Source organism: Arthrobacter russicus, from assembly GCF_031454135.1.
GTDB lineage: Bacteria > Actinomycetota > Actinomycetes > Actinomycetales > Micrococcaceae > Renibacterium > Renibacterium russicum.
This window is the reverse complement of sequence record NZ_JAVDQF010000001.1, coordinates 2,501,744-2,527,289: the sequence shown is the minus strand read 5'-3', so window position 1 is coordinate 2,527,289 and position 25,546 is coordinate 2,501,744. Positions and strand designations below refer to the sequence as shown.

Here is a 25,546-nt window from a genome sequence, read left to right as displayed (position 1 = left end):
TGCGGAACGCTATCTGAACCCGGGAGAGGGTTCACGGCGCAGATTTGTCGATTGCTCCGGCAACGGCATCCAGCCTGCCTAGATGCTCCGCAGTGGCGCAGATTTCGAGTACCCCGAGCCTAGTCCGATACCTTCCAATGGACGAGGCGATCAGCCGTAAAGACCGGACTTCACCGGCCTGCAAATCCCGACGGCCAAGGCGCTCCAGCAACTCGCGATCCTCACGGGGCCCGCACGGAATCTCGCCGCCGACACCCCCGTACTGGAACCCGAATCCGTCAACCACCAGGCTGCCGACGCCTGGCGCCCAACCCTCTCGCAAGGAACCCGGCAGCGCGTCAGGCCATCGGATGGCGCAGCAGAATCGGCCCGTCGCGGCCAGTTCCCGCAAGATGCGTTGACGTTGCCTGGAGGCAAATCGCTCCAGCAGATACCAGGAAATCGCCAGCAAGATCGCCGTGGGCAAAAACGCCCACGGGCCACGGCCGAACCAGATCCCGGAAAAAATCGGAAACATTACTACGAGCAGCAGGACAGACAGGACCGTCAGTAATCGATGCCGCTTCGGCCACGCGGTCAATTCGGCCTCCTAGGTCTGCTCATCCCGGTTTCGGATAGCGGCTCGCTTTCTAGATAGCGCTTTGACGTGCAACCGGCTATCCGAAGTACGGAACACTATCTGAAATCAGAAGGTTGAGCCGGTCAACGTCTCGTAGGCCTCGACGTAGCGCGCCCTGGTCCGTTCGACGACGACGTCGGGCAAGGCCGGTGGGGCCAGCTCGCCATTGCGGTCCCAGCCCGATTCGGCAGAAGTGAGCCAATCCCGGACGTACTGTTTGTCGAAACTTGCCTGCGCTTTTCCGGGCTGCCAAAGTGCAGCATCCCAGAACCTCGAGGAGTCCGGGGTGAGCACTTCGTCGCCGAGCGTGACCACGCCGTCCGAATCGAGACCGAACTCCACCTTGGTGTCGGCCAAGATGATGCCGCGCTCCCGGGCGATCGCCTCGGCCCGGCGGTAGACGTCCAAGGTCAGGGAACGCAGCGCATCCGCATGGCTGGAACCCACTGCGGCGACCACGGCGGCGAAGTCGATGTTCTCATCGTGCTCGCCCACTTCGGCTTTCGCGGAGGGCGTGAAAATCGCCTCGTCCAGGCGTGAGCCGTCGAGCAATCCGGCCGGCAACGGCAGCCCGGCGACGCTCTGCGACTGCCGGTACTCCGCCAGTACCGAACCGGTCAGGTATCCCCGAGCGATGCATTCCACCGGGAACATCGCCAACTTTCGGCAGATCATCGCCCGCCCGGCAACCTCCGCGGGAACCCCCTCGGCCACTGAACTCGCCAGCACATGGTTGGGCACCTCCAGCTGGCCGAACCACCAAAGGCTCAGCTGGGTCAGGATTTTCCCTTTGTCCGGGATCTCGGTGCGCAAAACGAAGTCGTAGGCGCTGATCCGATCGCTGGCGACCACCAGAACCCGGTCCGCCGGTCCGGACACCGGCTCGTAGAGATCCCGCACCTTGCCCGAATAGACGTGCCGCCACCCCGGGAGCTCCAGCGCCTGCGCTTCGAAGCCGGCCATCAGGCACCCGCCTCGGTGGACGAACCCGCATTGCTCCGGGCCGCCGGAACCGCAATCAGATTCCGGGCCGCCTTCGCTGCGATGTCCTGCCGGTGCTGCGAGCCTGGAAGCTGGATCAACCCGACGCCCTCGTAAGCGCGTTCCCGGGCCTCGACCAGGTCTTCGCCCAAACCGACCACGGCGAGCACCCGGCCGCCGGCACTGACCACTTTGCCTTCGTCGTCGCTCGCGGTACCGGCGTGCAGCACATGCACACCCTCGATCGCGTTGGCCTTTTTCAGCCCACGGATCCGGTCTCCGGTACGCGGCGTGCCCGGATAGTTCTCCGCGGCGACCACCACTGCGACCGCGCTTTCCTCAGTCCAACGCAGAGGTTCGACGTCGGCCAACTGCCCTTTCGCGGCCGCCAGCAGCAGCCCGCCCAGCGGCGTCCGCAACCGCGCCAGAACCGCCTGGGTTTCCGGATCGCCGAACCGGGCGTTGAATTCGATCACCTTGGTACCGCGTGAGGTCAGCGCGAGCCCGCAATAAAGTACTCCGGCGAACGGCGTGCCGCGGTGCGCCATTTCATCGATGGTCGGCTGCGCCACCCGGTCGATGACCTCCTGGACCAATCCCGCCGGGGCCCACTCCAACGGCGAGTATGCGCCCATGCCACCGGTATTGGGGCCTTCATCTTGGTCGAAGATCCGTTTGAAGTCCTGGGCCGGGGCCAGCGGAACCACATCGGTACCGTCGGAAATCACGAAGAGCGAAGCTTCGGGTCCATCCAGGAATTCCTCGATCACCACGGTGCCGCCGGCTTCGAAGCAGGCCTGCGCGTGCGCCAAGGCCTCGGCCCGATCGCTGGTGACCACCACGCCTTTGCCGGCAGCGAGTCCGTCGTCCTTCACCACGTACGGCGCGCCGAACGTATCCAACGCCTCGGCCGCCTCTTCGAGGTCGGCGGCGACTTTGGCCATCGCGGTCGGCACCCCGGCGCTGGCCATGATCTGTTTCGCGAAGGCCTTGGAACCCTCCAAAGCCGCTGCCGCACGGCTCGGCCCGAAGACCGGGATGCCGCGCTCCCGCAGGGCATCGGAGACTCCCGCGACCAAAGGCGCCTCGGGCCCGACCACCACCAGATCGACGTCGAGTTTCGCCGCGAGCGCGGTCACCGCAGCGGGGTCGTTGGCATCGATCGCATGGGTGGGCACCAGCAGCGCGATTCCGGCGTTGCCGGGGGCAGCATGGACCTCGTGGACGTAGGGGTCGGAGAGCAATGAGCGGACAATGGCATGTTCGCGGCCGCCGGCGCCGATGACGAGTACCTTCACAAACCCCAAGCCTACCCACCCGGGCGGAACTGGACTATTTTGCGGATCCGCGACTATTTCGGCTGCAATCCGGGATACTGGTATCCGTGGTCAATACCTTCCTGGCGCAGGACGCCGTAGAACTTGCCGTCGTCGAACGCAGCGGCTTCATCGAATCCCGGCACATCGGGTCCCTCGTGGTCACCGCTGCCGACGGCTCCGTGGTGACCAGCCTCGGGAACCCGACCGCACCGATCTATCCGCGTTCCACGCTCAAACCTTTCCAGGCCCTCGCCTCGATGCAGGCCGGGGCCCCATTGCGCGGCGCCCAGGCCTCTCTGGCCAGCGCCAGCCACGTGGGCTCCCTGGAGCATATGGACCTGGTGCGCAGCATGCTGGACAAAGCCGAACTCAGCGAATCAGACCTGCAGTGCCCCCCGGCCTGGCCGCAGGACTCCGAGGCCTACCGCTGGATGATCCGCACCGACAAGGAAAAATCCCGGCTGGCCATGAACTGCTCCGGCAAGCACGCCGCGTTCCTCTGGGCCTGCAAGGAAAACGGCTGGGACTTGCGCAGCTACCTGGAACCCAACCACCCCCTGCAACGCCTGGTGCTGACTTTGATCGAGGAGTACTGCGGCGAAAAGCCGGTGCACGTCGGCATCGACGGCTGCGGCGCTCCGGTGGCCGCGATCTCGTTGCTCGGTTTGGCCCGCGGCTACGGGAAGCTCGGCAAGTCCCCGAGCGACAAGAACGCCAATGCCCGCGCTGCGACGATCGCCACCGCCATGCTCGACTATCCGTGGACCGTGGAGGGCCGGGGCAAGCCGAACACCGTGGTGATGGAAGACCTGGGCATTCTGGCCAAGCTGGGTGCCGAGGGAGTGCTCGCGTTGGGCACCGAAACCGGCGTCGGAGTCGCGGTGAAGATGCTGGACGGGAACGGCCGCGCCGCCACCTTGGTGGGCCTGACCGCGTTGGCGGCCAGCGGAGCCGTGGACGTGTCCCGGGTCGCGGAAGTCCTGGGCAAAGTCGTGGATCCGATCACTGGCGGATCCTCGGTGGTCGGCCAGCTCCGGCTCGGTACCGCGGTTTCGGCGTTGCTGGAGCAATGACCGCACGACGGCGAATCTCGGAGGCCGACGGCCAGGCTGCGCTGACCGCCTGGCGCGCCGGGGCCACGGACCGGACGACGACGGCGGCAGCGGTGCGCTTCAGCCTCGAAGAGCTGTCGGCCCGGGCACCGGGGAATTCGGTGGAGGTCCGGGTTCCGCCGTTCGGTGTGGCCCAGTGCATCGAAGGGCCAAGGCACACTCGGGGCACGCCGCCGAATGTGGTGGAAACCGATGCCCCGACCTGGCTGGGCTTGGCCACCGGGAGCATCAGTTGGGACGATGCCGTCGCCGGAAGCAGCGTTTCGGCTTCCGGGCTGCGCGCCGATCTGGCGGGGCTGCTGCCGCTGTGGTGATTTTGACCAGGCTGCAAAGCGCTTAGGCTTGAACCATGACTGAACCCGCGTCCGGAGCAGCCCCGCAACCAGAAGAAACCCGCGTCAGCATCCGACGGGCACCGAAGTTCGTGCCGTTCTTGATCGCGGGGGCAATTCTGGGCATCATCGCCGCCGTCGTCGTGGCCGTGGTGCCGCAGGACAGCCAGTACGACAAGAGCACGGTGTTCGGCTTCTTCGTGGTGTTGCTGATCATCGCGGGCACCGGGTTGGGCGGCTTGGTGGCCCTGGTGATCGATTGGCTGGGCCGTCGGAAGGCGACCGTCGCCTACGTCGAAGAAACCACTGAACCGGACCCCGGGGAACCCGCCGGGGCCTAGCCCGCGGATTCTGTCCGCCGTCGCCGGGCCAATGCCTTAGAATGAGTCAGTGGCACGCGGCGACGGTAAACTTTCCCACGATCTTCTCCCTGGCGAAAAAGGCCCCCAAGATGCATGTGGCGTCTTCGGTGTCTGGGCCCCCGGCGAGGAAGTAGCGAAACTGACCTATTACGGTCTGTACGCGCTTCAGCACCGAGGCCAAGAATCAGCTGGCATTGCCACCAGCGACGGCGACCGGATCAACGTCTACAAAGACATGGGTCTGGTTTCCCAAGTCTTCGACGAATCCACGCTCAACACGCTCAAAGGGCACATCGCCGTCGGGCATTGCCGGTATTCGACCACCGGCTCCTCCACTTGGGCGAATGCCCAGCCCACCCTCGGCGCCACCCGCACCGGGACGGTGGCCCTGGCGCACAACGGCAACCTGACCAATACCGCCGAACTCTTCGAACTGGTCATGGAGCGCTACGGCCGGCCCAAAGTCGGTGAAATGGCGCAGGGCAACACCTCGGACACCGCGTTGGTCACCACCTTGCTGCAGGGCAGCGGCAAAGACAGCCTGGAAACCACCGCGATGGACTTGTTGCCGCGGATCAAGGGCGCATTCTGCTTCGTCTTCATGGAAGAAGGCACGTTGTACGCCGCCCGGGACGCGCACGGCGTCCGCCCCCTGGTGTTGGGCCGGTTGGAACGCGGTTGGGTCGTGGCCTCCGAGTCGGCGGCACTGGCCACGGTCGGGGCCAGCTTCATCCGGGAAATCGAACCCGGCGAATTCATCGCGATCGACCACGACGGCGTACGCAGCCAGCGGTTCGCGCCGGCCAAAGCCGCCGGTTGCGTCTTCGAGTACGTCTACCTGGCCCGCCCGGATGCCACCATCGCCGGCCGTTCGGTTTACGAATCCCGGGTCGAAATGGGCCGTCAGCTGGCCCGGGAGAACAAATTCGACGCGGACATCGTGATTCCGGTGCCGGAATCCGGAACCCCGGCCGCCGTGGGTTACGCCGAGGAATCCGGCATCCCGTTCGCGCACGGCTTCGTGAAGAACGCCTATGTGGGCCGGACCTTCATCCAGCCCTCCGAAACCTTGCGGCAACTGGGCATCCGGCTCAAGCTGAATGCTTTGGAGTCGGTGATCCGGGGCAAGCGCCTAGTGGTCGTGGACGATTCGATCGTCCGCGGCAACACGCAACGGGCCGTGGTGCGGATGCTGCGCGAAGCCGGGGCCGCCGAGGTCCACGTGAAGATCTCTTCGCCGCCGGTGCGCTGGCCATGCTTCTACGGCATCGACTTCGCCTCGCGCGCCGAGCTGATCGCCAATGGCGCAGCCATCGAGGAGATCGCCAAGTCGATCGGCGCGGATTCCCTGGCTTACATCTCCGAGGACGGCATGATCGCCGCGACCGAGCAGCCCCGGGAGCGGCTCTGCACCGCCTGCTTCACCGGGCAGTACCCGATCGAGCTGCCCGCTGCGGACCGCTTGGGCAAGAACCTCTTGGAACGCGCCGCTGCGCCGCAGCCGGACGGCTCGCATCCCGGTGCCAATGGCTGCGACCCGGGCCCGGGTGCCGAACTGGAAAAATTGCTGAATGAAGCGGACCCGCACGGGGCGGCCCGCCGACAAGAAAACAGGACCGAAAAAGTATGAGCGAAGCGATCACCTACGCCAGCGCCGGAGTCGACGTCGAGGCTGGCGACAAGGCCGTCGAACTCATGAAGGAGGCCGTGAAAGCCACCCACGGCGCTCAGGTCTTGGGCGGCGTCGGTGGCTTCGCCGGACTCTACGACGTCAGCAAACTGCTCAGCTACCGGCAACCGCTGCTGGCTACTTCGACGGACGGCGTGGGCACCAAAGTCGCAATCGCCCAGGCCATGGACATCCACGACACGATCGGCTTCGATCTCGTGGGCATGGTCGTAGACGACATCGTGGTGGTGGGCGCCGAGCCGCTCTATATGACCGATTACATCGCCTGCGGCAAAGTGGTTCCGGAACGGATCGCGGACATCGTACGCGGCATCGCGGCAGCCTGCCAACAGGCCGGCACCGCGCTGGTCGGCGGCGAAACCGCAGAGCACCCGGGGTTGCTCGGCGAGGGCGAGTACGACGTGGCCGGCGCGGCGACCGGTGTGGTCGAAGCCGGCAAGCTCCTGGGACCGGACCGGGTCCGCGACGGCGATGTGGTGGTCGCGATGGCTTCCTCCGGCCTGCACTCCAATGGCTACTCGCTGGTGCGCCGGGTGATCAATCATGCCGGCTGGGCTTTGGACCGCCAAGTGAGCGAGCTGGGCCGGACTCTAGGCGAGGAATTGCTGGTACCGACCCGGGTCTACGCTGCTGACTGCTTGGACTTGGCGCGCACTTTCGACGTCGACGCGGAGCTGGCGGTGCACGGCTTCAGCCACGTCACCGGCGGCGGTTTGGCCGCGAATCTGGCCCGGGTACTGCCGCAAGGACTCACCGCCACGGTGGAGCGGTCCAGCTGGGAACTGCCAGCGATCTTCAAGCTGGTTTCCGAACTGGGCAATGTGCCGCTGGCCGACTTGGAGCGCACGCTGAACCTCGGCGTGGGCATGGTGGCGATCGTGAGCCCGCAGGCCGCCGACGCCGTCGTGGAGCATTTGAACAACCGGGGTTTGCCGGCTTGGGTGATGGGCACGGTCAGTGCCTCCGACAACGGCCCCAAAGACGGTCCGGACTACGTCCAGGGTGCGAAGGGCGTCGACGGCGGTGCTGTGCGCATGGTCGGCAACTACGCCTGATTTCGCGGGCCTGATCTCTTTTGGCGGGTAGGTCCCACTGAGTTGACCGATTCGGTGGGACATACCCGTTTTGTCCCACCGGACTGCCGAACTCAGTGGGACATAGTCCTGGCCGAAAGAGCCGACAGTCCTCCTGCACAACCAGGTCATTGAAGCTACCTCCTCACAACAGACGGCTCGATCCCGTTTCGGCAGCGGAAATCCGGCATAGTTTGACAATGGCTGATCCGGTAGCAGTGCTCAATCGGATGGCCGGATGCGGCCGGTGGCGAGATCTGCTGCTTGCCGGAGTGCCGGAGAGTGCCCTGCGTCGCGCGGTTGAATCCGGCGCTGTGGTCCGGCATGGCTCCGGCGTCTACGCCTTGCCCGGCACCAGCCGACAGCGCATCGCGGTATACCGGGCCGCGGGTGTACCGGCCTGTCTGAATGCCGCGCAGGACCGAGGTTGGTGGATCTTGCAGCCGCCGACCACCCCGCATATCGCCGTCGACCATGGTCGCCCGGTGCCCGAGGTCGTCAAGCACCGGTCCAGATTGCCGTTGTCCGCACTCGACATCGTGCTGCAGGTTCTGCACTGCGCACCCGAGCTCGATGCTCTGGTCGTGCTGTGCTCCGCAATCCGCACAAAAGAGGTCAGCATTCAGGAAGTTGCCCAGCGGCTCTGCGGTCAACGCTCGGCAAAAGCCCGCTCAATTCTGCAAAGGTTCGATCCGCACTCCGAGTCGGTGCTCGAAGTCGCAGCCCGCTTTCAGCTGGAAAATGCCGGCTTCATCGTTGCCTCGCAGGTCTATCTGCCCGGGCTGGGACGGATGGACCAACTCATCGACGGGGTCCTGGCCTTGGAACTCATGGGTAAAGAGTTTCACCTAAGCGCGGCGGCTTTTGAAGAGGACCTCCGCCGGTTCAACCAATACACGGTCTCCGGCGTCCCGGTGTTGCGGGTCGGCTACGCCCAAGTGATCTACCGGCCAGCCGAGTTCATCGCTCTGGTCCGCCAAGCCCTGGCTACGATTTCCGCGACTGGGTCCCACTGACTTCGATAACTCACTGGGATATACCCGTTCTGTCCCACCGGGTGATCGAACTCAGTGGGACATACCCGCCCGACTCAAGCTCATCCCGACCCAGCGAAGCTACGCCCCCGGGTTCTCCGCCAGGTCCATCACGCAGAAAACCGCCCCGGCCGGATCGGCCACGACGGCCATCCGTCCGAACGGGATATCGAATGCCGGCGAGAGGACGGAGCCGCCGAGTTCCGGAATCCGTGCCAATGCCGCATCGCAATTCTCGACCGCGAGGTAAGCGGTCCAGGCATTCGGCATGCCGGGCTGCGCCTGCATTGCACCGGCCACCGACTCCCCGTCCACTAGGAACCTGGTGTATTCGCCGACCTCGCCCATCGGCGAGGTTTCGGCCGCCATGCCAGCCACGGCTTGGTAAAAAGGCAACACCGCGGGCACGTCCGCCACCGTGAGTTCGTGCCAGACCACGGTACCCACTTCATTGACGATTCCGGTTCCGTGATGGTTCAAAGCCTGCCAGAAGCCCACGTTGGCCCCACCCGGGTCCACCGCCACGACCATCCGCCCGGATCCATTGGGCACGTCGTCGACCGGCATCAAGACTTTGCCGCCAGCCGATTCGATCGCGGCGGCTGCCGCATCCGCATCGTCGACCGCAATGTACACCGCCCAGAACGACGGCAATCCGGCCTGCGCTTGTTCTGGCATCTGCGCCATCATCCCGCAGACCCATTCGCCCTTGAACTTCGCCATCGAATAGGTCATTCCGGGACCGATCGGCATGTCCACGAACTCCCAGCCGAACAGTGCCCGGTAGAACTCCTTGGCGGCAGCCGGATTCGAACTGGACAGATCAAGCCAACACGGCGTGCCCGGTTTGTAGCTCTGCACGATGCTCATGACGCTCCCAGGGACGGTGGGCCGACCCGGTGCCGGTCCTCGGAATCATCCAAGCACAGCAGCACCCGGAGCGGAACCCTCACCCCGGCCGGCACCGGACACCGTCTGGGCACACGAATGGCCCACGTCCCGGAATCGGGCGCGGGCCAACGCGACTTCGCACACGACGGTCTCGGCAGCAAGTGACCGATGTGCTGCACCAACCAGCAGACGTGTTCGGAGTCAGGGAACCTGATGTAGAAGGACTAACCGATCCGTCGGCTATCTACAGCATCCTCGTCGCCGTCCTCGGGTTCATCCGCATACTTGTCTTCGTAACCGGAATAATCCGGCTCCGGCGGCACTTCCGAGAAGCGTGTGGAGGCAGGGCTGGACGGATGCGAGAGCTCGCGTTCCAGCGCAGAGTAATCAGTGCTCGGGGAGTAGTACTTCATGTCCCGAGCCTGTTTAGTAGCTTTTGCCTTTTGACGGCCGCGCCCCATGGCGTGACCCCCTTTTGTACTTGTACCGGAGGTGGTCGCCTTGGCGTCAGGCGAGGCCCCGGAGTTTTCGGTCAATTTGTCGTATCTATAGATTACATGCTTTGTGCGGGCTCTGTGCGAACTTTGTCTTCTACCTCACAGCGCGCCCGGACTTGCTTGCCTGAACGGCCCTGCCAACTGGGCCCGAACTTCGGTAGAGTCACGTCTCAAGAATGGAAATAATCAGCAGTATGGCCAGTCTGGCCCGGACGGTCGCACAGACCGTCGGTCCAGCTTGGACAGCACAATGCAGGGGGTTCGGATGAGCGACCAGGAAAACAACCCGAAGGACGGCGTGCCCGGCACGGAGCCGAATCTTCCGGAACCGACGCTCGACGACGCCGCGATCAGCCCGGAGGCGGCTGAAAATGCTTCCTTGGAAGCGGCCGAAGCGGAAGCAGCCCGGGTTGAAGCCGAAGCCCAGGCCACGGTTTCGGAACCCCTGGGTACGGCACCGGCGGCTCCCGGACCGGCGGATTCGGGACCGACGGATTCCGTTCCGGTTGCGAGCACGCCGGCCGAATCCTCCTGGCTGAACGACGGCAACGATTCGAACAGCTGGGACGACGCCTTCGACTCGATCGGGGCCGCGGAGGCTCCGGTTCCGATGGCGGACGCAGCAGCTCCGGTTCCGACGGCGGATTCCCCGGTTCCAGATCCCCAGGCCGCAGATTCCCGGGTCCCGGCAAGCGCCGACAGACAACCGGAACCTTTGCCCGAAGCCGAGCCATCGGGCGTGGCACCGGCCCGCGACGCAGAAGCGGCAGAACCGACCACTGATCCTGCGGCCAACGGCCCGCTTCCAGCCGCCGACCCGCAACCGGCCGCCGAGCCGCAACCGCCAACCGGCTGGGCCGCGCCCGCCGCGGCCCAGCCGCCGACGCCGAACCAACCGTGGGGCTCGGCCGCTCCGGCCGCCGCACCCTACGGCGCCCCACCAGGCTTCCCGTCGGCGCAACCGGCGTCCGCGGGCCAACCGGGGCCGAACCCCGCACCGCCGTACGGCGCCCCGCAGAACAACCCGCAGGACTCCGCCTGGCCGCAACAGCCTGGCGGCCCCCAAGGCGGTTACGGTCCGAACGGCCCACAAGGGCCCGGCGGACCCTTCGCCCCGGCGGGCGGGCAACCCAAAAGCAACGCCAAGCTGTGGATCTTCGTCTCTGGTGCAGTAGTGGTCTTGGCGCTCATTGCGTTGCTGATTTGGCTCCTGATGGGCTTGCTGAAAGGCAATGACTCGGCGGCCAACACCGGCACCACGGCCAGTTCGACGTCGGACGCAGCCACGCCGCAGTCCAGCGGAGCCGACGGCTCGGTGATCCAGGCGAACGTCAGCCCCACCAATTGGAAGGTCGGCGACTGCATCAAAGGTTACGTCGACATCAATACCCGGGCCGACGTGGTCAGCTGCAGCACCGGGCATTCCGGCCAGCTGATCGGCACCTTCAGCTACGGCAGCGGCGACAGCTTCCCCGGCGAAGAAGCGCTCCGGAACAAAGGCGACGACTATTGCGCCGGCATCGAATTGACCGCCTCGGCGAGCAACTACGACATCCGGCAGCAATTCGGCTACCCGACCGAATCGACCTGGAACAAGGGCGATCGCCGGATCGATTGCATCGCCTACACCAAGGGCGGCGAAATCATCAAGGAAAACCTGATCAAGTAGCCGCACGGGCATAGCCAGAAAGGGCCCCGCACCATGTGGTGCGGGGCCCTTTCTGGCACTCGGGGGGGTGCTTCAGCAAGCCCTGCTGAAGCACCCCGGAAACGGGTCGGTCAGGCTTTCCGGACGGTGAGTCCGGCTCCGGAGCCACCGGCTTCCAACTCGTCGACGTCGGCTGCAGTGTCCACCAGGACCGCATCGCCGTCGGCGATCTCTCCGGAAAGCAAAGCCCGGGCCAAGCGGTCGCCGATTTCACGCTGCACCAGCCGGCGCAGCGGGCGGGCTCCGTACGCCGGATCGAAACCGGTCATCGCGAGCCACGCCCTGGCTCCGTCGGTCACCTCCAAGGTCAGTCGCCGGCCCTGCAGCCGGGCCGCCAAGGCCTGGACCTGCAAGTCCACGATCTTGGACAATTCCTCGACGGTCAAGGCCTCGAACATCACGATGTCGTCGAGCCGGTTGAGGAACTCCGGCTTGAACGAAGCATTCACCACCGCCATCACCGAATCGCGCTTCTGTTTCTCGTCCAACAACGGATCGACCAGGAATTGCGAGCCCAGGTTCGAGGTGAGCACCAAAATCACGTTGCGGAAATCGACGGTACGCCCCTGCCCATCAGTGAGCCGGCCGTCGTCGAGCACCTGCAACAGGATGTCGAAGACTTCCGGGTGCGCTTTTTCGACTTCGTCCAGCAAGATCACCGAGTACGGCCGACGGCGCACGGCTTCGGTCAGCTGCCCGCCTTCGTCATAGCCGACATACCCTGGCGGGGCCCCGACCAGTCGGGAAACCGAGTGCTTCTCCGAGTATTCGCTCATGTCGATCCGGACCAGCGCCCGCTCGTCGTCGAACAAGAAGTCGGCCAAAGCTTTGGCCAATTCGGTTTTGCCCACCCCGGTGGGGCCGAGGAACAGGAACGAGCCGGTGGGCCGGTCCGGGTCGGAAATCCCGGCCCTGGATCGGCGCACCGCATCGGAAACGGTTTCCACGGCCTTGGCCTGGCCGATCAACCGGGAGCCCAGCACGTCTTCCATGTGCAGCAGCTTCTGGCTTTCGCCCTGCAGCATCCGGCCGGCCGGAATTCCGGTCCAGGCCGAAATCACTTCCGCAATGTCGTCCGCGGTCACTTCTTCGGCAACCATCAGCTCGGGTTTGTTCTGCGCGGCGTCCCCGGCGAGCGTCTCTTCGGCCTGCTGCGCCTCATCGAGTTCCCGCTCCAGGCCCGGAATCTCTCCGTACAGGATCCGTGAAGCCTGCTCCAGATCGCCTTCGCGTTGGGCCTTCTCCGCAATCGAGCGGAGTTCGTCCAGTTTGGCTTTCAGTTCGCCCACCCGGTTGAGCCCGGCCTTCTCCGCTTCCCAGCGCGCATTCAACCCCGCAAGCTCTTCCTTGCGGTCGGCCATGTCGGCACGCAATGCCTCGAGCCGCTCCATCGATGCCGGATCGGTTTCCCCGGCCAGGGCGAGCTCCTCCATGGTCAGCCGATCCACCGAACGCCGCAATTGGTCGATCTCCTCCGGCGCCGAATCGATTTCCATGCGCAGCCGGGAGGCCGCTTCGTCGACCAGGTCGATGGCCTTGTCCGGCAACTGCCGACCGGAAATGTAGCGGTTCGACAAACCCGCGGCGGCCACCAGGGCCGAATCCGCAATCGAGACCTTGTGGTGCGCCTCGTAGCGTTCCTTCAAGCCGCGCAGAATGCCGATGGTGTCGTCCACGCTCGGTTCGCCGACATAAACCTGCTGGAACCGGCGCTCCAGCGCCGGATCCTTTTCCACATGCTCGCGGTATTCGTCCAGCGTGGTCGCACCGATCAGGCGCAGTTCACCGCGGGCGAGCATCGGTTTGAGCATATTGCCGGCATCCATGGCGCCTTCCGAAGCACCGGCGCCCACCACAGTGTGGATCTCGTCGATGAAGGTCACGATCTGCCCGTCCGAGCCCTTGATCTCTTCCAGCACCGCCTTGAGCCGCTCCTCGAACTCGCCCCGGTACTTGGCTCCGGCCACCATGGCGCCGAGGTCCAAGCTGATCAGGGTCTTCCCGCGCAGGCTCTCCGGCACGTCGCCGGCGACCATGCGCTGCGCCAGGCCCTCGACGACGGCGGTCTTGCCCACGCCGGGCTCGCCGATGAGCACCGGGTTGTTCTTCGTGCGCCGGCTCAGCACCTGGATCACCCGGCGAATTTCGGAATCGCGTCCGATCACCGGATCGAGCTTGCCGGAACGGGCGATTTCAGTCAGATCGGTGCCGTACTTCTCCAAGGCCTGGAAAGTGTTTTCCGGATCCGCCGAATTGACCTTGCGATCGCCGCGGACTCCGGGCAGCGCAGCGCGCAATGCCTCAGCCGAGGCACCGGATTCACGCAGGATTTGGGCTGCCGGATCATTCCCGGCAGCGATTCCGAGCAGCAGGTGCTCGGTGGAGACAAAGCTGTCCCCCATTGCTTCGGCGTCCTGCTGCGCAGCCTGGATGACCTGGAGGCCGGAGCGGGAGAACTGGGCCTGGGCCACCGTGCTCCCGGAAGTCGCCGGCAGGGCTTTGATCGCGCTCGATGCTTCGACGCTCACCGAATCCGGGTCCACCCCGGCGGCTCTGAGCAATGCCACGGCCACGCCTTCGCGTTGGTCCATCAACGCCTTGAGCATGTGCACCGGTTCAACCTGCGGATTTCCGGCGGTCGAGGCGTTCATCGCCGCGGCAGAAAGAGCCTCCTGGCTCTTGGTAGTGAATTTCGTGTCCACGTGAGCTCCTTCCTTTTGGCTCTACTGACTACTGCAAATATAGGCACGGATCAGCGGGCCTGTCTCTGCTTGACTTGAATGATATAAACTAACTTGAGTCTACTATGCTCAAGTTGAAAAGGAAAGTTATCCACAGCCGCTGCGCGCTCGATCGACGCAACAGCAGGTGGCTATCTGAAAAAGATTTCGTGAAGCACGGCTGGCAACTTCCCGGGAATGCCGCCCTCGCTCTTGTCGCGCAACAGACGGTTGCGTAAGTTCCTAAGCGACCTCAAGGTCCACCTACCAGAAGGAATCGCCACATGTTGCGAACACTCAGCAAGACCCTGCTCGTGCTCTGCCTGGCCGCAGTAGCGCTGTTCAGCTTTTCGGCGCCGGCCTCCGCAGTCACCAAGTTGAGCCAAGCCGATGCGGCCGCCCAGCTCAAGCAGGCCGGAATCACGTGGTCATCGAGCGGCAATTGCAGCACCCGCTCCAACGCCTCCTGCACCTCATTCGACCAGATCAACCAGTCAACGGTCACCGGCGTGGTCACGCTCAAAAAGGCCAGCGGCTGTGCCATCAACATCACCGGCGGCACCGAAGTCGGCCATGCTTCAGGCACGCAGAGCCATTACAACGGCTACAAGGTCGACGTCGCCAAGGGCAGTTGCATCGACGCCTACGTCAAGAACTCATTCAGCAAAATCGCCGACCGCGGCGACGGCTACCCGCAGTGGCGCTCCTCGGCCGGCAACACCTACTGCGATGAAGGCAACCACTGGGACATCACCTACATCTGAGGCTCGAACCCCGGCAGCGCCCGGTCTCCGGCAAAGCATCGACCTGCCGGAGGCCGGGTGCCGCAAGGCAAATCATCCCCTCCGGGAACGCCAGAGGTGCCAGACCACACCGACGCCGCCCACGATCAGACTGGCAATACTGAGAATGCTGGTGATCAGCAGCGCGGTGTTCACCCAACCCAGGTCATTGCCGAACGAGCGCAAAATCATCGACAACAGGTAAAACACGACGAATCCCACCAAGCCGCCGATGATGAGGCGGCGTCTGGTGTTTTTCTGCTGCTCAGGTGTGGTCATCGCCGCGGGCCTCAGTCTGCACGCTGTCGCAGTTGCGCGAGCTCGGCACCGGATGCCGGCAGCTCGCGTCGCACGGGCTTCAGCCGGGAAGCCAGCAGCCACCACAACACGGCTGCCAGGCCCCAGAAGACGCCGACGCTGGAAGCCATCAGCCAGACCGTCGGGATCTGCGAGTTCAGATTCTCCGAGCCGAACAGCGCCCCGATGGTCTTCGGTGAAAACATGAAAATCGGAACCGCCAGCAGCACCAAGCCCAAACCGGTCACCCGGAGGACCCGGGCTTGCGCGGGCAAGTCGGCGATGTTGCGAATCAGAACCGGGAAGAAGAGGGCAACCCAGACCCAGTGGTGCGACCAGCTGATCGGTGAGATCAAGAGCATCAGCAACGCGGTGGCCGCGATGCCGGTCATCGGCTCACCCTGCCGGGCACTGCGCCGCACCGTCAGGAAGGTCATCGCCGCCAGCAGGATGCCGATGATCAGCCAAGGGGCGTTCACCGCGAAGTCAGGGCCGAAGAAATGCAGAATCGCGCCCTTGACCGACAAATTGTCCACATATCCCGCGCCACCGATCCGGGACGTGTCCGGCAACAGCTGAAGCCAATAGGCGATGGACTCCTTGGGCAGCACCAGGAATCCGAAAGCGATGGTGCCGACAAAGCCCAAAGCCATATTGCGCAAGCCACGCCAATTCCCGGTGGCCAGGAAATAGAGGCCGAAGACCAAGGGGGTGAGCTTGATTCCAGCGGCGATCCCGATCAGCAACCCGGTGGGCCAACGCTTCCGGTTGATCATGAAGTCCGCCATGATCAGGCCGAACAACACGACATTGATCTGGCCGAAGGCGACGGTCTCCCGCCAAGGCCCCAGCGCCACCACGAAGCCGAAGGCCACGACTGCGGCCGGCCGCAACCAAGGATGCTGCAGAACCGCGGTGACGCTGCGCTGCCGGAAAACGAACCGGACACCGTAGACCGCGGTGAGCAGGGCGATCGCCAACGACAATGCGATGAAGATCACTAGGCCGACGTCGGATCCGCAGAGCGCGAGCAGCGAAAAGAACAGCGCGGAGAACGGCGAGTAAGTGAAGAGCAGTCCGTTGTAGACCTTGCTGTAAAGGTCCCCGCCGCCGCCGAGGACGCTTTCCCCACCAGAGACGTAGACCCGGAAATCCAGGCCGAAAACCGGTGCAATCCAGAAGGCCCAAGCGATCAGACCCGCCGCGACGATAAGCGCCGCCAAGGTGATGAGGCTCTTGGCGAGCGGGCTTCGCAAAGTCACGATCCGATTGTCTTCCTACTGGCGGGCGCGACCGATGTCGGCGCTTTTGGTATCAACATCCTACTTGCGACACGGTGCCAATCCGCTCAGGCAGAGCGCAGAAAGCGCGTCCGGCGGCGGCGGACCGCACTAAGCTGCCGGTATGGCCGTCTACATAGATCCGCCGACGTGGCCGGCGCACGGTACCTATTTTTCGCATCTGGTCTCCGATCAGTCGCTGGCCGAGCTGCACCGCATGGCAGCGGATGCCGGCCTCACGGAACGGGCTTTCGACCGGGATCACTACGACGTCCCGCTGCGCCGCTACCCGGACTTGATCCGGCTCGGCGCGATCCCGGTCGACGGCCGGCAACTCACCCGGCGGCTGATCGCGAGCGGCCTGCGGATCCCGGCCCGGCAGCGCAGCGAATCCCTGGAAACCGCACTCCGGCTCCGCTGGACGTCGTTGCTCCCGGGGCACGACGGGACCGGCGGCGATTTGCTCGCACGCTGGGCCGAGCCGCACCGGCACTACCACTCGCGGACCCATCTGCTGGGAATCCTGGAAGCCATCGACCTATTGGCGCCGGAAGCCCCGCGGAGCGTGCGTTTGGCGGCCTGGTTCCACGACGCCGTCTATCGCGGTGTGGCCGGCCAGGACGAGGCAGACTCGGCCGAATTGGCCGGCAGCTTGCTCGACGGCGCCGTGCCGGCTGCGGAACTTCAAGAAGTGCAGCGGCTTGTCCGGCTCACGGCAGGCCACCAACCGGAGGCGGACGACCCGGCCGGAGCACTGCTGTGCGACGCGGATCTGGCCATCCTCGGCTCCACCCCGGAAGCCTATGCCCGCTACCTGCACGCGGTCCGAATGGACTACGCCGCAGTTCCGGATGCCGATTTCGCCGCCGGACGCGCCGCCGTGGTCCGGCGATTGCTGTCCTTGGACCCGTTGTACCGGCTGCCGGCAGCGCAAGATCTTTGGCTGGAACAGGCCCGCATCAATCTGAACCGGGAACTCGCCGGCTGATTCCGAAGCACTGGAACCGAGTCGAGCTGCTCAGTTCCGCTCAGCCTCGTCGAGCGCGGCCTGGACCTCATCGAGCCCGGCGAGCAATGCCGCCAACGAAGCCGGCGGAACCCGCTGCTGCATCGCCTGCACCCATCGCTCCCGGCGCGCGTCAACCGAAGCCAAGGCCTCCCTGACCTGCCCGGTGAGCTCCAGCAGCGGTGCTCTCCGGTCGTCCGGATTGCTGCTGCGGCGCAGGAAGCCCTTCCCGACTAGGCGGTTGACGGTCTCCTGGACGCTCTGCCGGCGCAAGCCGCGCGATCGGGCCACCTCGGCCGCCGTCGTCTGCTGCTGCGCGAGTTCCTGCCTGCGCAGATATCCCAGCACCTGCCACTGCGCCGCAGTGATTCCGGACGGCTCGGCAAGCCGGTCGCCAGCGGCCAGAAATGCACCGTTGAGCCGGAAAACGGCGTCGACGACCAAGGTCATCGACTCAGGATCGCGTGAAGGCATCCTCTATTCATGCCGAGCGGTCAGGCCCCTGTCAACCTCGGCTCCGGACGGTCACGGCTCCGGGTTATGCTTTCGCCATGCCTGATTTGTTGGGCGCCAGCCCTGGAAACATCGCGGCCTTCGACGACGCTTCGTGGCCGGAGGTGCAACGGATCCATGCCGCTGGCATCGCCGGCGGCCATGCCACCTTCGATCCGGCGCTACCCGGTGCGGCGCAGTTCTTCGCCAGCCGGGTGCCGGAGTTGCGGCTTGCCTGGTTTGCCGGAACCCGCGGCTCCGGAACCGATCCGCAGACCGCGCCGATGGCCGGCTGGATCGCCGCGACCCGGGTATCCCCCCGGGAGGTGTACCGCGGAGTCATCGAACATTCCGTGTACGTCGACCCGGCCTTTGCCGGTCAGGGAATCGCCCGGGCGCTGCTGGAAAAGTTCTTCGCGAACGCGAAAAGCCTCGGCTATTGGACCGTGCAATGCTCGATCTTCCGCGAAAACACGGCGAGCCAAGCCCTCCACGAAAAGTCCGGATTCCGGCAGATCGGCTACCGGGAACGGGTCGGCCTGATGTCTTACGGCCCATTGGCCGGGCAGTGGCGGGACACCTTGATCTACGAAAAGCGGCTCTGAACCAGGGTCGGTCTCAGGGCTGTCCCTGATGTGCCGCATCGTTCCATGCGGGAAGATGGAATCGTGAAAACACTTTTGAACGTCATTTGGCTGCTCTTCGGTGGGATCTGGCTCGCGCTGGGATACTTCCTGGCCGGCATCGTCTGTTGCCTTCTGATCGTCACGATCCCCTGGGGCATCGCCTCGTTCCGGATCGCTGGCTATGCCCTGTGGCCGTTCGGCCGGATGGTGGTGGACAAGCCCGGCGGCGTCGGAATCGCGGCAACGCTGGGCAATGTGGTTTGGTTGCTGGTGGCCGGCATCTGGATCGCCATCGGCCATGTGATGACCGCGATCGCGATGGCGATCACGATCATCGGCATACCGTTGGCGATCGCCAACCTGAAACTGATTCCGGTTTCGCTGATGCCGTTGGGCAAGCAGATCGTGCCGACGAGCCAGCCCTTCGTCACCGGCTACCGCTGAGCCGCCGTCGGCCTGGCCGAATCCGTTCGATGAAACCGGCCGGAGCACTTGTGCTGGAGTGCACTCCAGGTCTTAGCTTGGGCGTATGAGCACTGGAACCCAACTTTCGATCTCGGACGTCTCCGACGCCACCGGCTTGAGCCAAGACACGCTGCGCTGTACGAACGCGAGGGCATGTTCCCGCGGATCGCCCGCGGCGGCGATCGACGCCGCAAGTACAGCGAGGAAGATATCGGCCGGATCATGCTGCTGGTCAAACTCCGCCGCACCGGAATGTCGGTGCACGACATGCAACGTTTCGTGCAACTGTTGGCCGGCGGGGCGGAAACCCACCAAGAACGAATGACCCTGTTGCTGGAGCATCGGATCAAGGTGCTTTCGCAATTCGAACAGGTGCAATCGGATCTGGCCGCAGTGGACGTAAAAATCGCATACTACGAAAACAAACTCGCCACCTGAGCAAGCCGTCACCGGAGATCCGATCCGCCGGAACTTGCTGCCTCGAGCAAGTTTCCGGTCTAGTATTGGCCAGTCAGAACAGCAATACTTCACCGGCATCAATGTCGACGCACCGGAGGCGAGCCCCATGGGACCAGTACGCGCAGCCAATCCGTATTCGATCTGGCGGCGCAAGCCGATCGACGGAGTCGAGGACGAAACGCAGCAGAGTGGCCTGTTCAAATCACTGGGGCTCTGGCAGCTGACCGCGATCGGCGTCGGCGGCATCGTCGGTGTGGGGATTTTCTCCCTGGCCGGTTTGGTCGCAGCCGGAGACCCGAACAACCCCGCCGCCGGGCCGGCGGTGCTGATCTCCTTCCTGATCGCGGGCCTGGCCTCGGCGGCGGCAGCCCTGTCTTACGCAGAGTTCGCCGGGATGATCCCGCGCGCTGGCTCCGCCTACACCTACGGCTACGTGGCGCTGGGTGAAGTCACCGGTTGGTTCATCGGTTGGGACCTGCTGCTGGAGTACATCGCGATCGTGGCTGTCGTTGCGATTGGCATTTCGGGCTACTTCGATGCCTTCCTCTCCGGCTTCGGGATCCACTTGCCGACCTGGATGACGCAAACCGCCGACTCCCCCGGCGGCTTCATCAACCTGCCGGCCATCGTGATCTGCCTCCTGGTCACCTTCATCCTCAGCCGCGGCACCAAAGCGCTCGGCCGGTTCGAACTGATCGCGGTCGGGCTGAAGATCTTGTTGATCCTGTTCATCGTGGGCTTGGGCATGTTCTACATCAACACCGAGAACTATTCTCCGTTCATGCCCTTCGGCTTCGGCCCGGTGGTCGCCGGCGCCGCGACCGTCTTCTTCGCAGTTTTCGGCTACGACGCGATGAGCACCGCCGCGGAAGAGTCCGTGGACGGGAAGAAACACATGCCGAAAGCCATTATTCTGTCCCTGGTGATCGCCATGGTGCTCTACGTCGGCGCCACCCTGGTGCTCACCGGGATGCAGAACTTCCAGGACATCGACCCCAAGGCCGGCTTCGCCTCCGCCTTCCAGGGCGTCGGGTTGCCGGTCATCGCCACGGTGATCTCGGTCTTCGCCGTGGTCTCGATCATGACCGTGATGCTCACCTTCCTGCTCGGCGTGACCCGGGTCTGGTTCTCAATGAGCCGGGACGGCCTGTTGCCCAAGTGGTTCGCCAAGGTGGACCGGCGTGGCGTGCCGCAGCGGGTGACCTGGATCGCCGGCGTCGGTTCGGCGGTGCTGGCCGGGATCTTCCCGATCCGCGAAGTCGCCGATCTGACCAACATCGGCATTCTGGCGGCTTTCGTCGTGGTCTGCGTCGCGGTCATCGTCTTCCGCTACACGAAGCCGAAGGCGGAGCGGACTTTCCGGCTCCCGTTCATGCCGGTGGTTCCGGCGATCGGCGTGCTGTTCTCACTGTTCCTGATCCTGCAGTTGCACTGGGAAACCTGGCTGCGGTTCGTGGCCTGGCTGGCGATCGGCCTGGTGATCTACTTCTGCTACGGCCGCCGGCACTCCATGATGAACCCGGACAGCCCCCGGCATACCGCGATCAAGGACTGATCCCGGCCCCGTTGCGCCGCAGACCCCGTAGGCTGGACCCATGCGCTCACGTATCGATTGGCTCGACATCGGCCTGCAGGTAGCCGGCTTCGTGCTGATCTTCGTGGTCTTGAGCCTGGTGCCCTGGCCGTTCATCCTGAAGCTGCTTCTGGCCTTGGCCCTGGCGCCGGTCCTGGGATTCGCGACCAACCGGATCCGGCGAGCGATTCGGCGGCGGCGTGAAGAGCCGAAACGGATGCGTGTGATCAGTGTGGAAACGGTGGACGACTGAATGCGAGTGATCAGATACGCCGAGCTCAAGGCACAGCCCTGGCTCAATGGCGGCGGTAACACCCGGGTGCTCGATGCGGATGCGCCCGGCAGTGATTTCGGCTGGCGGATCAGCATCGCCTCGATCGACCAGGCCGGGCCGTTTTCCGCACTGCCGGGCATCGACCGGGTGATCACCTTGATCGAGGGCGAATTCCTGCTGCTGGACGTCGACGGCGCCGAGCACGGCCTGGAGAAGTACCGGCCGTTCCGATTCTCCGGGGATTCCGCAGTGTCCGGAGAGCCGGTCGGGTCCAGTACCGACTTGAATGTGATGACCCGGCGCGGCGCCTTCCAGGGGTTCACCACGGTCCTGGAGCTGTCCAAAAAGCGCCCACACCCGGTGTTCCCCGGGCAATGGGCGGTGTTGCTGCAAGGCGCGGCCACGGTTTCGGTTCCGGGGCCCGATGGCAGCGCCGGTGAGCCGGTCGCCTTGGCACGGTACGACGCCGTCGTCGGCCACGGCGAGCAGGCGCCGGAGCTCAGCGGCCGCGGCTTCGTGGCGATCATCAGCATCGACCCGGCGCAGACCTGACCGACTCGACGACGGAGTTGCCAGGCAATCGGCCTACGCGCTCATTGACTCCGCTGGGCGTGCTCGTCGGTGCGCCTTGAAACCAGGCGTTTCGCCCAGGGGTAGTAGATCGCGGCGGAGACCACCAGGCCCACCAGCCACGAGATGTCCGCACTGCCCAAGGCCGCCGCGAAGGGCCCGGTGTAGAGCGTCTGCGCCAGGAACGGGATCTGCACCAGGACTCCGGCCGCGTAGCTGAGCAAGGCCGCCCGATTCCACTTCCCGTAGCGGCCGTTGACGTCGTAGAGCGCCGGGATGTCCACGCGTTCTTTGGAAATCAGGTAGTAGTCCACCAGATTGATCGCACTCCATGGGATGAACACCATGAGCAGCAACAGCACGAGCGATTTGAAGTTGCCCAGGAAGTCCGCCGAAGCGCCGACCGCGATCAGCACCGAAAGCAGCAGGAACCCGCAGATGTAGAGCACCCGGACGGCTTGCCGGATCCGGCTGCGTCCGGTGAACGCGGAGACCGTGGTCAGCAACGACATGAAGCCGCCGTAGGCGTTGAGCGTGTTGACCGTGAGCTTGCCGATCAGCACCACCAGGGCGATGAACACGGTGAACGCCCCCGGCCCGCCGAGCTGGCCCAGGAACCCGACCTGATTGCCCAGGAACCCGGCATCGGCGGCAAGCGGCAACGCGGCGAGCAAGGCCCCCAACGACATCGACCACTGCGAGCCGAGCACACTGCCGCCGAAGGTGGCCCAAAATGTCTTGTGCTGCGGGGTCTGCGCCGGCAGGTAGCGCGAATAGTCGGCCACATACGGCCCATAGGTGAGCTGCCAGCCGGCGGCCAGCGCAATCGCGGTCAAAAAGCTCGCGGGCGCAAAGGCCTTCGCCCCCAACAGGGCGCCGACGTCGTATTGGGCGAACAGCCGGAAGGTCAGATAACCGAATCCGAGCAACCCGGCGATCGTCGCGATCCGGCCCAGCACGTGGATGTACCGGTACCCCATGGTGGCCACCGCAGCGGTGAGCACCCCGAAGACCACGATGCCCAGGGCCTGGTTCTGCCAACCGGTGATCACATTCACGGCTTGGCCGGCGAGCACCGCCCCGGTGGAGGCGAAACCCAAGTACATCAGGATCGCCAGGACCAACGGGATCACCGCCCCATAGACGCCGAACTGCGCCCGGCTGGAAATCATCTGCGGAAGTCCCAGCCTGGGCCCTTGCGCGGAGTGCAGGGCCATCACCACGCCACCGGCGATGTTCCCGATCAGCAAGCCGATGATCGCCCAGAGCGCATCGGCGCCGAAGACCACCGCGAGCGCGCCGTCCACCACCGCGGTGATCTGCAGATTCGCACCGAACCACAGGGTGAATTGATGCCATGGCCGGCCATGGCGTTCCTCGGCCGGAACCACGTCGATGCTGTGCTTCTCCAGCAGGCTTCGGCCACCGGTGGTTCCGGGCACAGGGTCTCCTTCTTCTGCCACAACGCAAAACGCTCCTGCTCACTGTATCTTTCGATCAGCGAGCAGGAGCGCCTATCGCTCAAGGTCCATGCCGGGGCATGGTCGGCAGTTGCGGCCGGGCTAGCCCCGACGCGCGTTCGATGCGGGTGCGCCGGCCCGGCGCGGGCCCGAAGGACGGCTGCGGCGCTGCGCCGGAGCGTGCTCGATGGAGCCGCCCTGGTTGGCGCTGCCATGGCCAGAAGCGTTCCGGCCCGCACTGCCCCGCTGGGAGCCGTTGCCGGCTCCGGCAGTACGGGGCGAACTGGTGCGGGCCGAATCGGTCCGGCCATTGGAACGGACACTCCGCGGAGCATCCGAACCGAATCTCGGCGCCTGCGGCTGATCCCGGCGGCGTTCCTCGCGGTTGCCGGCAGCAGCTTGACGCTGACCGCCGCGCTGGCCGCCTTGCGAACGGCCTCGGCCGCCTTCCGCACGCTGGGTGCGCTTCCGCTCGGCGTTTGCCCCGGTGGACCGGCCGCCGCCTTGCTGCGGGGCTTTCGCCGCGAGCAGCGCGGCCCGGGTCCGCGGGTCGATCTTCTCGGCCACGTCGCCAACGAGCTTGGCAATCAGCGGCGAAGTCGCGGTGACCTTTTCGAAGGCCACGTCGACGCCCGCCGCGCGCATCAGCTTTTTGACGTCCTGCTGCTGCTCGGGAAGCGAGATCGTGACCACCGTGCCATCCGAACCGGCCCGGGCGGTCCGGCCCGAACGGTGCAGATAAGCCTTGTGTTCGGTGGGCGGGTCGACATGGATGACCAGTTCGACGTCGTCCACGTGCACCCCGCGCGCGGCGACGTCCGTGGCCACCAGCACCCGGACTTCGCCGGAGGAGAACTCCGCGAGGTTCCGGTCACGGGCATTCTGCGAGAGGTTGCCGTGCAGGTCGACGGCCGGGATTCCGGCGTCGGTCAGGGTTTTGGCCAGCTTGCGGGCATGGTGCTTGGTCCGCATGAAGAGCACCCGGCGGCCGGTTCCGGAGGCGAGCTCGACGATCAGCTGCTTTTTGACGTTCTGATCGGCGACCGCCAGCACGTGGTGCTCCATGGTGGAGACCGCGGCCTTGGGCTCGTCGACCGAGTGCGTGACCGGCTGGCTCAAGTAGCGTTGCACGATCTTGTCCACACCGTTGTCCAAAGTCGCGGAGAAGAGCAAGCGCTGGCCCTGGGCCGGCGTCGTGTCCATGATCCGCTTGACCACGGGCAGGAAGCCGAGGTCGGCCATGTGGTCGGCCTCGTCGAGCACGGTGATTTCCACCGATTCGAGGGTGACCAGCTTCTGCCGCATCAAATCTTCGAGGCGGCCCGGGCATGCGATCACGATGTCGACGCCGGCTTTGAGCGCGCGCTCTTGGCGTTGCTGCGAGACTCCGCCGTAGATCACCGTGGTGTTCAAGCCGAGGGCTTTCGCCAGCGGCTCGATGGTCGCATTGATCTGCGTGGCCAGTTCGCGGGTCGGTGCTAGCACCAGGCCCAGCGGGCGGTTGGGCTTGCGCAGGTAAGCCGCTTCGCGCTCGGCGAGCCGGGCGACCAACGGCAAGCCGAAGGCCAGGGTTTTGCCGGAGCCGGTACGGCCACGGCCCAGCACATCGCGGCCGCCGAGCGAATCGGGCAGTGTCTTGGCTTGGATCGGGAAAGGAGCACTGATGCCTTGCGCATCGAGCACTGAAACGAGGGCCTTGGGCACACCCAAGGAGGCAAATGTTTGCATGGTCAGGAAAATCTTTCGGGCTGAGTCTCTTCCGGCAGCGCGATGTCAATCGCGGACAGCGGCAGAGGCGTCGTCCCCCGCGGCCGGTTGGCGCAAGGGTTCGCCGAAGAAATGCATAAGAGACATTGCAGTCAACCGCACTCCCAAACCAAGGGGATTCACACAGCGGGACCGAACGATCGCGTTCATCGACGCA

General features: G+C 65.0%; 26 protein-coding genes. 15 read left to right on the top strand and 11 right to left on the bottom strand.

All coding sequences use genetic code 11. The features are described from left to right. Positions 1-31: 31 nt before the first annotated feature. The 3 genes from JOE69_RS11785 to purD all read right to left on the bottom strand — a co-directional run bounded on the left by JOE69_RS11785 (position 32) and on the right by purD (position 2,898). On the bottom strand, positions 32-580 hold the full coding sequence (locus JOE69_RS11785; protein WP_309798940.1) for a hypothetical protein: 549 nt from the start codon (positions 578-580) through the stop codon (positions 32-34). Positions 581-685: 105 nt separating this feature from the next. Then, positions 686-1,582, bottom strand: a complete 897-nt coding sequence (locus tag JOE69_RS11780; RefSeq protein WP_309798938.1) for a phosphoribosylaminoimidazolesuccinocarboxamide synthase — start codon at positions 1,580-1,582, stop codon at positions 686-688. Beyond that, positions 1,582-2,898: a phosphoribosylamine--glycine ligase gene (gene purD / locus JOE69_RS11775; protein WP_309798936.1), complete on the bottom strand. Its 1,317-nt coding sequence runs from the start codon at positions 2,896-2,898 to the stop codon at positions 1,582-1,584. The genes JOE69_RS11780 and purD overlap by 1 nt, the downstream gene beginning before the upstream one ends. A gap of 86 nt (positions 2,899-2,984) precedes the next feature. On the opposite strand from purD, the gene JOE69_RS11770 reads away from it, so the two are divergent. The 6 genes from JOE69_RS11770 (at position 2,985) to JOE69_RS11745 (ending at position 8,504) form a co-directional block, all read left to right on the top strand. Beyond that, positions 2,985-3,992, top strand: a complete 1,008-nt coding sequence (locus JOE69_RS11770) for an asparaginase (protein WP_309798933.1) — start codon at positions 2,985-2,987, stop codon at positions 3,990-3,992. Beyond that, complete coding sequence (locus JOE69_RS11765) at positions 3,989-4,345, top strand: sterol carrier family protein (protein WP_296362404.1); 357 nt, start codon at positions 3,989-3,991, stop codon at positions 4,343-4,345. The genes JOE69_RS11770 and JOE69_RS11765 overlap by 4 nt, the downstream gene beginning before the upstream one ends. 35 nt (positions 4,346-4,380) lie before the next feature. Continuing rightward, positions 4,381-4,704: a hypothetical protein gene (locus tag JOE69_RS11760; protein ID WP_296362406.1), complete on the top strand. Its 324-nt coding sequence runs from the start codon at positions 4,381-4,383 to the stop codon at positions 4,702-4,704. 49 nt (positions 4,705-4,753) lie between these two features. After that, a complete protein-coding gene (purF, locus tag JOE69_RS11755) occupies positions 4,754-6,355 on the top strand; it encodes an amidophosphoribosyltransferase (protein ID WP_309798930.1) in 1,602 nt (533 codons plus the stop codon). Continuing rightward, positions 6,352-7,470: a phosphoribosylformylglycinamidine cyclo-ligase gene (gene purM, locus JOE69_RS11750; protein WP_309798929.1), complete on the top strand. Its 1,119-nt coding sequence runs from the start codon at positions 6,352-6,354 to the stop codon at positions 7,468-7,470. Before purF ends, purM begins: the two co-directional genes overlap by 4 nt. Positions 7,471-7,688: 218 nt before the next feature. Then, positions 7,689-8,504 (top strand): type IV toxin-antitoxin system AbiEi family antitoxin domain-containing protein, encoded by an 816-nt coding sequence (locus JOE69_RS11745; protein WP_309798927.1) that lies wholly within the window; start codon positions 7,689-7,691, stop codon positions 8,502-8,504. A gap of 99 nt (positions 8,505-8,603) precedes the next feature. On the opposite strand, the gene JOE69_RS11740 is transcribed toward JOE69_RS11745, so the two are convergent. Further along, on the bottom strand, positions 8,604-9,392 hold the full coding sequence (locus JOE69_RS11740; RefSeq protein WP_296362413.1) for a VOC family protein: 789 nt from the start codon (positions 9,390-9,392) through the stop codon (positions 8,604-8,606). 245 nt (positions 9,393-9,637) lie between these two features. Continuing rightward, complete coding sequence (locus tag JOE69_RS11735; RefSeq protein ID WP_296362422.1) at positions 9,638-9,874, bottom strand: DUF3073 domain-containing protein; 237 nt, start codon at positions 9,872-9,874, stop codon at positions 9,638-9,640. A 301-nt stretch (positions 9,875-10,175) separates the two neighbouring features. Here JOE69_RS11735 and JOE69_RS11730 point away from each other — a divergent pair, with 301 nt between their 5' ends. Further along, positions 10,176-11,579: a septum formation family protein gene (locus JOE69_RS11730; RefSeq protein WP_309798925.1), complete on the top strand. Its 1,404-nt coding sequence runs from the start codon at positions 10,176-10,178 to the stop codon at positions 11,577-11,579. A 110-nt stretch (positions 11,580-11,689) separates the two neighbouring features. On the opposite strand, the gene clpB is transcribed toward JOE69_RS11730, so the two are convergent. Continuing rightward, positions 11,690-14,320 (bottom strand): ATP-dependent chaperone ClpB, encoded by a 2,631-nt coding sequence (gene clpB / locus JOE69_RS11725; protein WP_309798923.1) that lies wholly within the window; start codon positions 14,318-14,320, stop codon positions 11,690-11,692. A gap of 302 nt (positions 14,321-14,622) precedes the next feature. On the opposite strand from clpB, the gene JOE69_RS11720 reads away from it, so the two are divergent. Beyond that, positions 14,623-15,102, top strand: coding sequence for a hypothetical protein (locus tag JOE69_RS11720; protein WP_309798921.1), 480 nt, complete (start codon positions 14,623-14,625; stop codon positions 15,100-15,102). A 72-nt stretch (positions 15,103-15,174) separates the two neighbouring features. On the opposite strand, the gene JOE69_RS11715 is transcribed toward JOE69_RS11720, so the two are convergent. Together JOE69_RS11715 and JOE69_RS11710 are read right to left on the bottom strand one after the other, a co-directional pair. Continuing rightward, positions 15,175-15,399, bottom strand: coding sequence for a hypothetical protein (locus JOE69_RS11715; protein ID WP_309798919.1), 225 nt, complete (start codon positions 15,397-15,399; stop codon positions 15,175-15,177). Positions 15,400-15,410: 11 nt separating this feature from the next. Then, positions 15,411-16,679, bottom strand: a complete 1,269-nt coding sequence (locus JOE69_RS11710) for a glycosyltransferase 87 family protein (RefSeq protein WP_309798917.1) — start codon at positions 16,677-16,679, stop codon at positions 15,411-15,413. 142 nt (positions 16,680-16,821) lie between these two features. On the opposite strand from JOE69_RS11710, the gene JOE69_RS11705 reads away from it, so the two are divergent. Beyond that, positions 16,822-17,685: a DUF4031 domain-containing protein gene (locus tag JOE69_RS11705; protein ID WP_309798915.1), complete on the top strand. Its 864-nt coding sequence runs from the start codon at positions 16,822-16,824 to the stop codon at positions 17,683-17,685. A gap of 30 nt (positions 17,686-17,715) precedes the next feature. Here the strand turns inward: JOE69_RS11705 and JOE69_RS11700 are convergent, their stop codons facing one another. Beyond that, positions 17,716-18,153, bottom strand: a complete 438-nt coding sequence (locus tag JOE69_RS11700) for a MarR family winged helix-turn-helix transcriptional regulator (RefSeq protein WP_309798913.1) — start codon at positions 18,151-18,153, stop codon at positions 17,716-17,718. Positions 18,154-18,254: 101 nt separating this feature from the next. On the opposite strand from JOE69_RS11700, the gene JOE69_RS11695 reads away from it, so the two are divergent. From JOE69_RS11695 to JOE69_RS11670, 6 genes are all read left to right on the top strand, one after another. Beyond that, positions 18,255-18,800, top strand: coding sequence for a GNAT family N-acetyltransferase (locus JOE69_RS11695; RefSeq protein WP_309798911.1), 546 nt, complete (start codon positions 18,255-18,257; stop codon positions 18,798-18,800). Positions 18,801-18,863: 63 nt separating this feature from the next. Next, positions 18,864-19,265: a YccF domain-containing protein gene (locus tag JOE69_RS11690; protein ID WP_309798909.1), complete on the top strand. Its 402-nt coding sequence runs from the start codon at positions 18,864-18,866 to the stop codon at positions 19,263-19,265. 48 nt (positions 19,266-19,313) lie between these two features. Beyond that, the gene (locus tag JOE69_RS11685) at positions 19,314-19,724 is read left to right on the top strand and encodes a MerR family transcriptional regulator (RefSeq protein ID WP_309798907.1); all 411 of its coding nucleotides are present in this window, start codon (positions 19,314-19,316) and stop codon (positions 19,722-19,724) included. A gap of 127 nt (positions 19,725-19,851) precedes the next feature. Continuing rightward, positions 19,852-21,300 carry an amino acid permease gene (locus JOE69_RS11680; RefSeq protein ID WP_296365622.1) on the top strand — a complete coding sequence of 483 codons (1,449 nt, stop codon included), beginning with the start codon at positions 19,852-19,854 and terminating at the stop codon, positions 21,298-21,300. 40 nt (positions 21,301-21,340) lie between these two features. Beyond that, positions 21,341-21,571, top strand: coding sequence for a hypothetical protein (locus JOE69_RS11675; RefSeq protein ID WP_296365624.1), 231 nt, complete (start codon positions 21,341-21,343; stop codon positions 21,569-21,571). Then, on the top strand, positions 21,572-22,144 hold the full coding sequence (locus tag JOE69_RS11670; protein ID WP_309798905.1) for a HutD/Ves family protein: 573 nt from the start codon (positions 21,572-21,574) through the stop codon (positions 22,142-22,144). A gap of 41 nt (positions 22,145-22,185) precedes the next feature. Here the strand turns inward: JOE69_RS11670 and JOE69_RS11665 are convergent, their stop codons facing one another. Together JOE69_RS11665 and JOE69_RS11660 are read right to left on the bottom strand one after the other, a co-directional pair. Then, on the bottom strand, positions 22,186-23,604 hold the full coding sequence (locus JOE69_RS11665; protein ID WP_309798903.1) for a purine-cytosine permease family protein: 1,419 nt from the start codon (positions 23,602-23,604) through the stop codon (positions 22,186-22,188). A gap of 120 nt (positions 23,605-23,724) precedes the next feature. Then, positions 23,725-25,350 (bottom strand): DEAD/DEAH box helicase, encoded by a 1,626-nt coding sequence (locus JOE69_RS11660; RefSeq protein ID WP_309798901.1) that lies wholly within the window; start codon positions 25,348-25,350, stop codon positions 23,725-23,727. Positions 25,351-25,546 lie beyond the last annotated feature (196 nt).

Coding starts and splice junctions, on each gene's coding strand:
- JOE69_RS11660 (WP_309798901.1), bottom strand. CDS start 25,350: ATGCAAACATTTGCCTCCTTGGGTGTGCCCAAGGCCCTCGTTTCAGTG.
- purM (WP_309798929.1), top strand. CDS start 6,352: ATGAGCGAAGCGATCACCTACGCCAGCGCCGGAGTCGACGTCGAGGCT.
- JOE69_RS11740 (WP_296362413.1), bottom strand. CDS start 9,392: ATGAGCATCGTGCAGAGCTACAAACCGGGCACGCCGTGTTGGCTTGAT.
- JOE69_RS11720 (WP_309798921.1), top strand. CDS start 14,623: ATGTTGCGAACACTCAGCAAGACCCTGCTCGTGCTCTGCCTGGCCGCA.
- JOE69_RS11730 (WP_309798925.1), top strand. CDS start 10,176: ATGAGCGACCAGGAAAACAACCCGAAGGACGGCGTGCCCGGCACGGAG.
- JOE69_RS11735 (WP_296362422.1), bottom strand. CDS start 9,874: ATGGGGCGCGGCCGTCAAAAGGCAAAAGCTACTAAACAGGCTCGGGAC.
- JOE69_RS11715 (WP_309798919.1), bottom strand. CDS start 15,399: ATGACCACACCTGAGCAGCAGAAAAACACCAGACGCCGCCTCATCATC.
- JOE69_RS11670 (WP_309798905.1), top strand. CDS start 21,572: ATGCGAGTGATCAGATACGCCGAGCTCAAGGCACAGCCCTGGCTCAAT.
- JOE69_RS11765 (WP_296362404.1), top strand. CDS start 3,989: ATGACCGCACGACGGCGAATCTCGGAGGCCGACGGCCAGGCTGCGCTG.
- JOE69_RS11695 (WP_309798911.1), top strand. CDS start 18,255: ATGCCTGATTTGTTGGGCGCCAGCCCTGGAAACATCGCGGCCTTCGAC.
- JOE69_RS11680 (WP_296365622.1), top strand. CDS start 19,852: ATGGGACCAGTACGCGCAGCCAATCCGTATTCGATCTGGCGGCGCAAG.
- JOE69_RS11705 (WP_309798915.1), top strand. CDS start 16,822: ATGGCCGTCTACATAGATCCGCCGACGTGGCCGGCGCACGGTACCTAT.
- JOE69_RS11745 (WP_309798927.1), top strand. CDS start 7,689: ATGGCTGATCCGGTAGCAGTGCTCAATCGGATGGCCGGATGCGGCCGG.
- JOE69_RS11675 (WP_296365624.1), top strand. CDS start 21,341: ATGCGCTCACGTATCGATTGGCTCGACATCGGCCTGCAGGTAGCCGGC.
- JOE69_RS11760 (WP_296362406.1), top strand. CDS start 4,381: ATGACTGAACCCGCGTCCGGAGCAGCCCCGCAACCAGAAGAAACCCGC.
- JOE69_RS11780 (WP_309798938.1), bottom strand. CDS start 1,582: ATGGCCGGCTTCGAAGCGCAGGCGCTGGAGCTCCCGGGGTGGCGGCAC.
- JOE69_RS11700 (WP_309798913.1), bottom strand. CDS start 18,153: ATGACCTTGGTCGTCGACGCCGTTTTCCGGCTCAACGGTGCATTTCTG.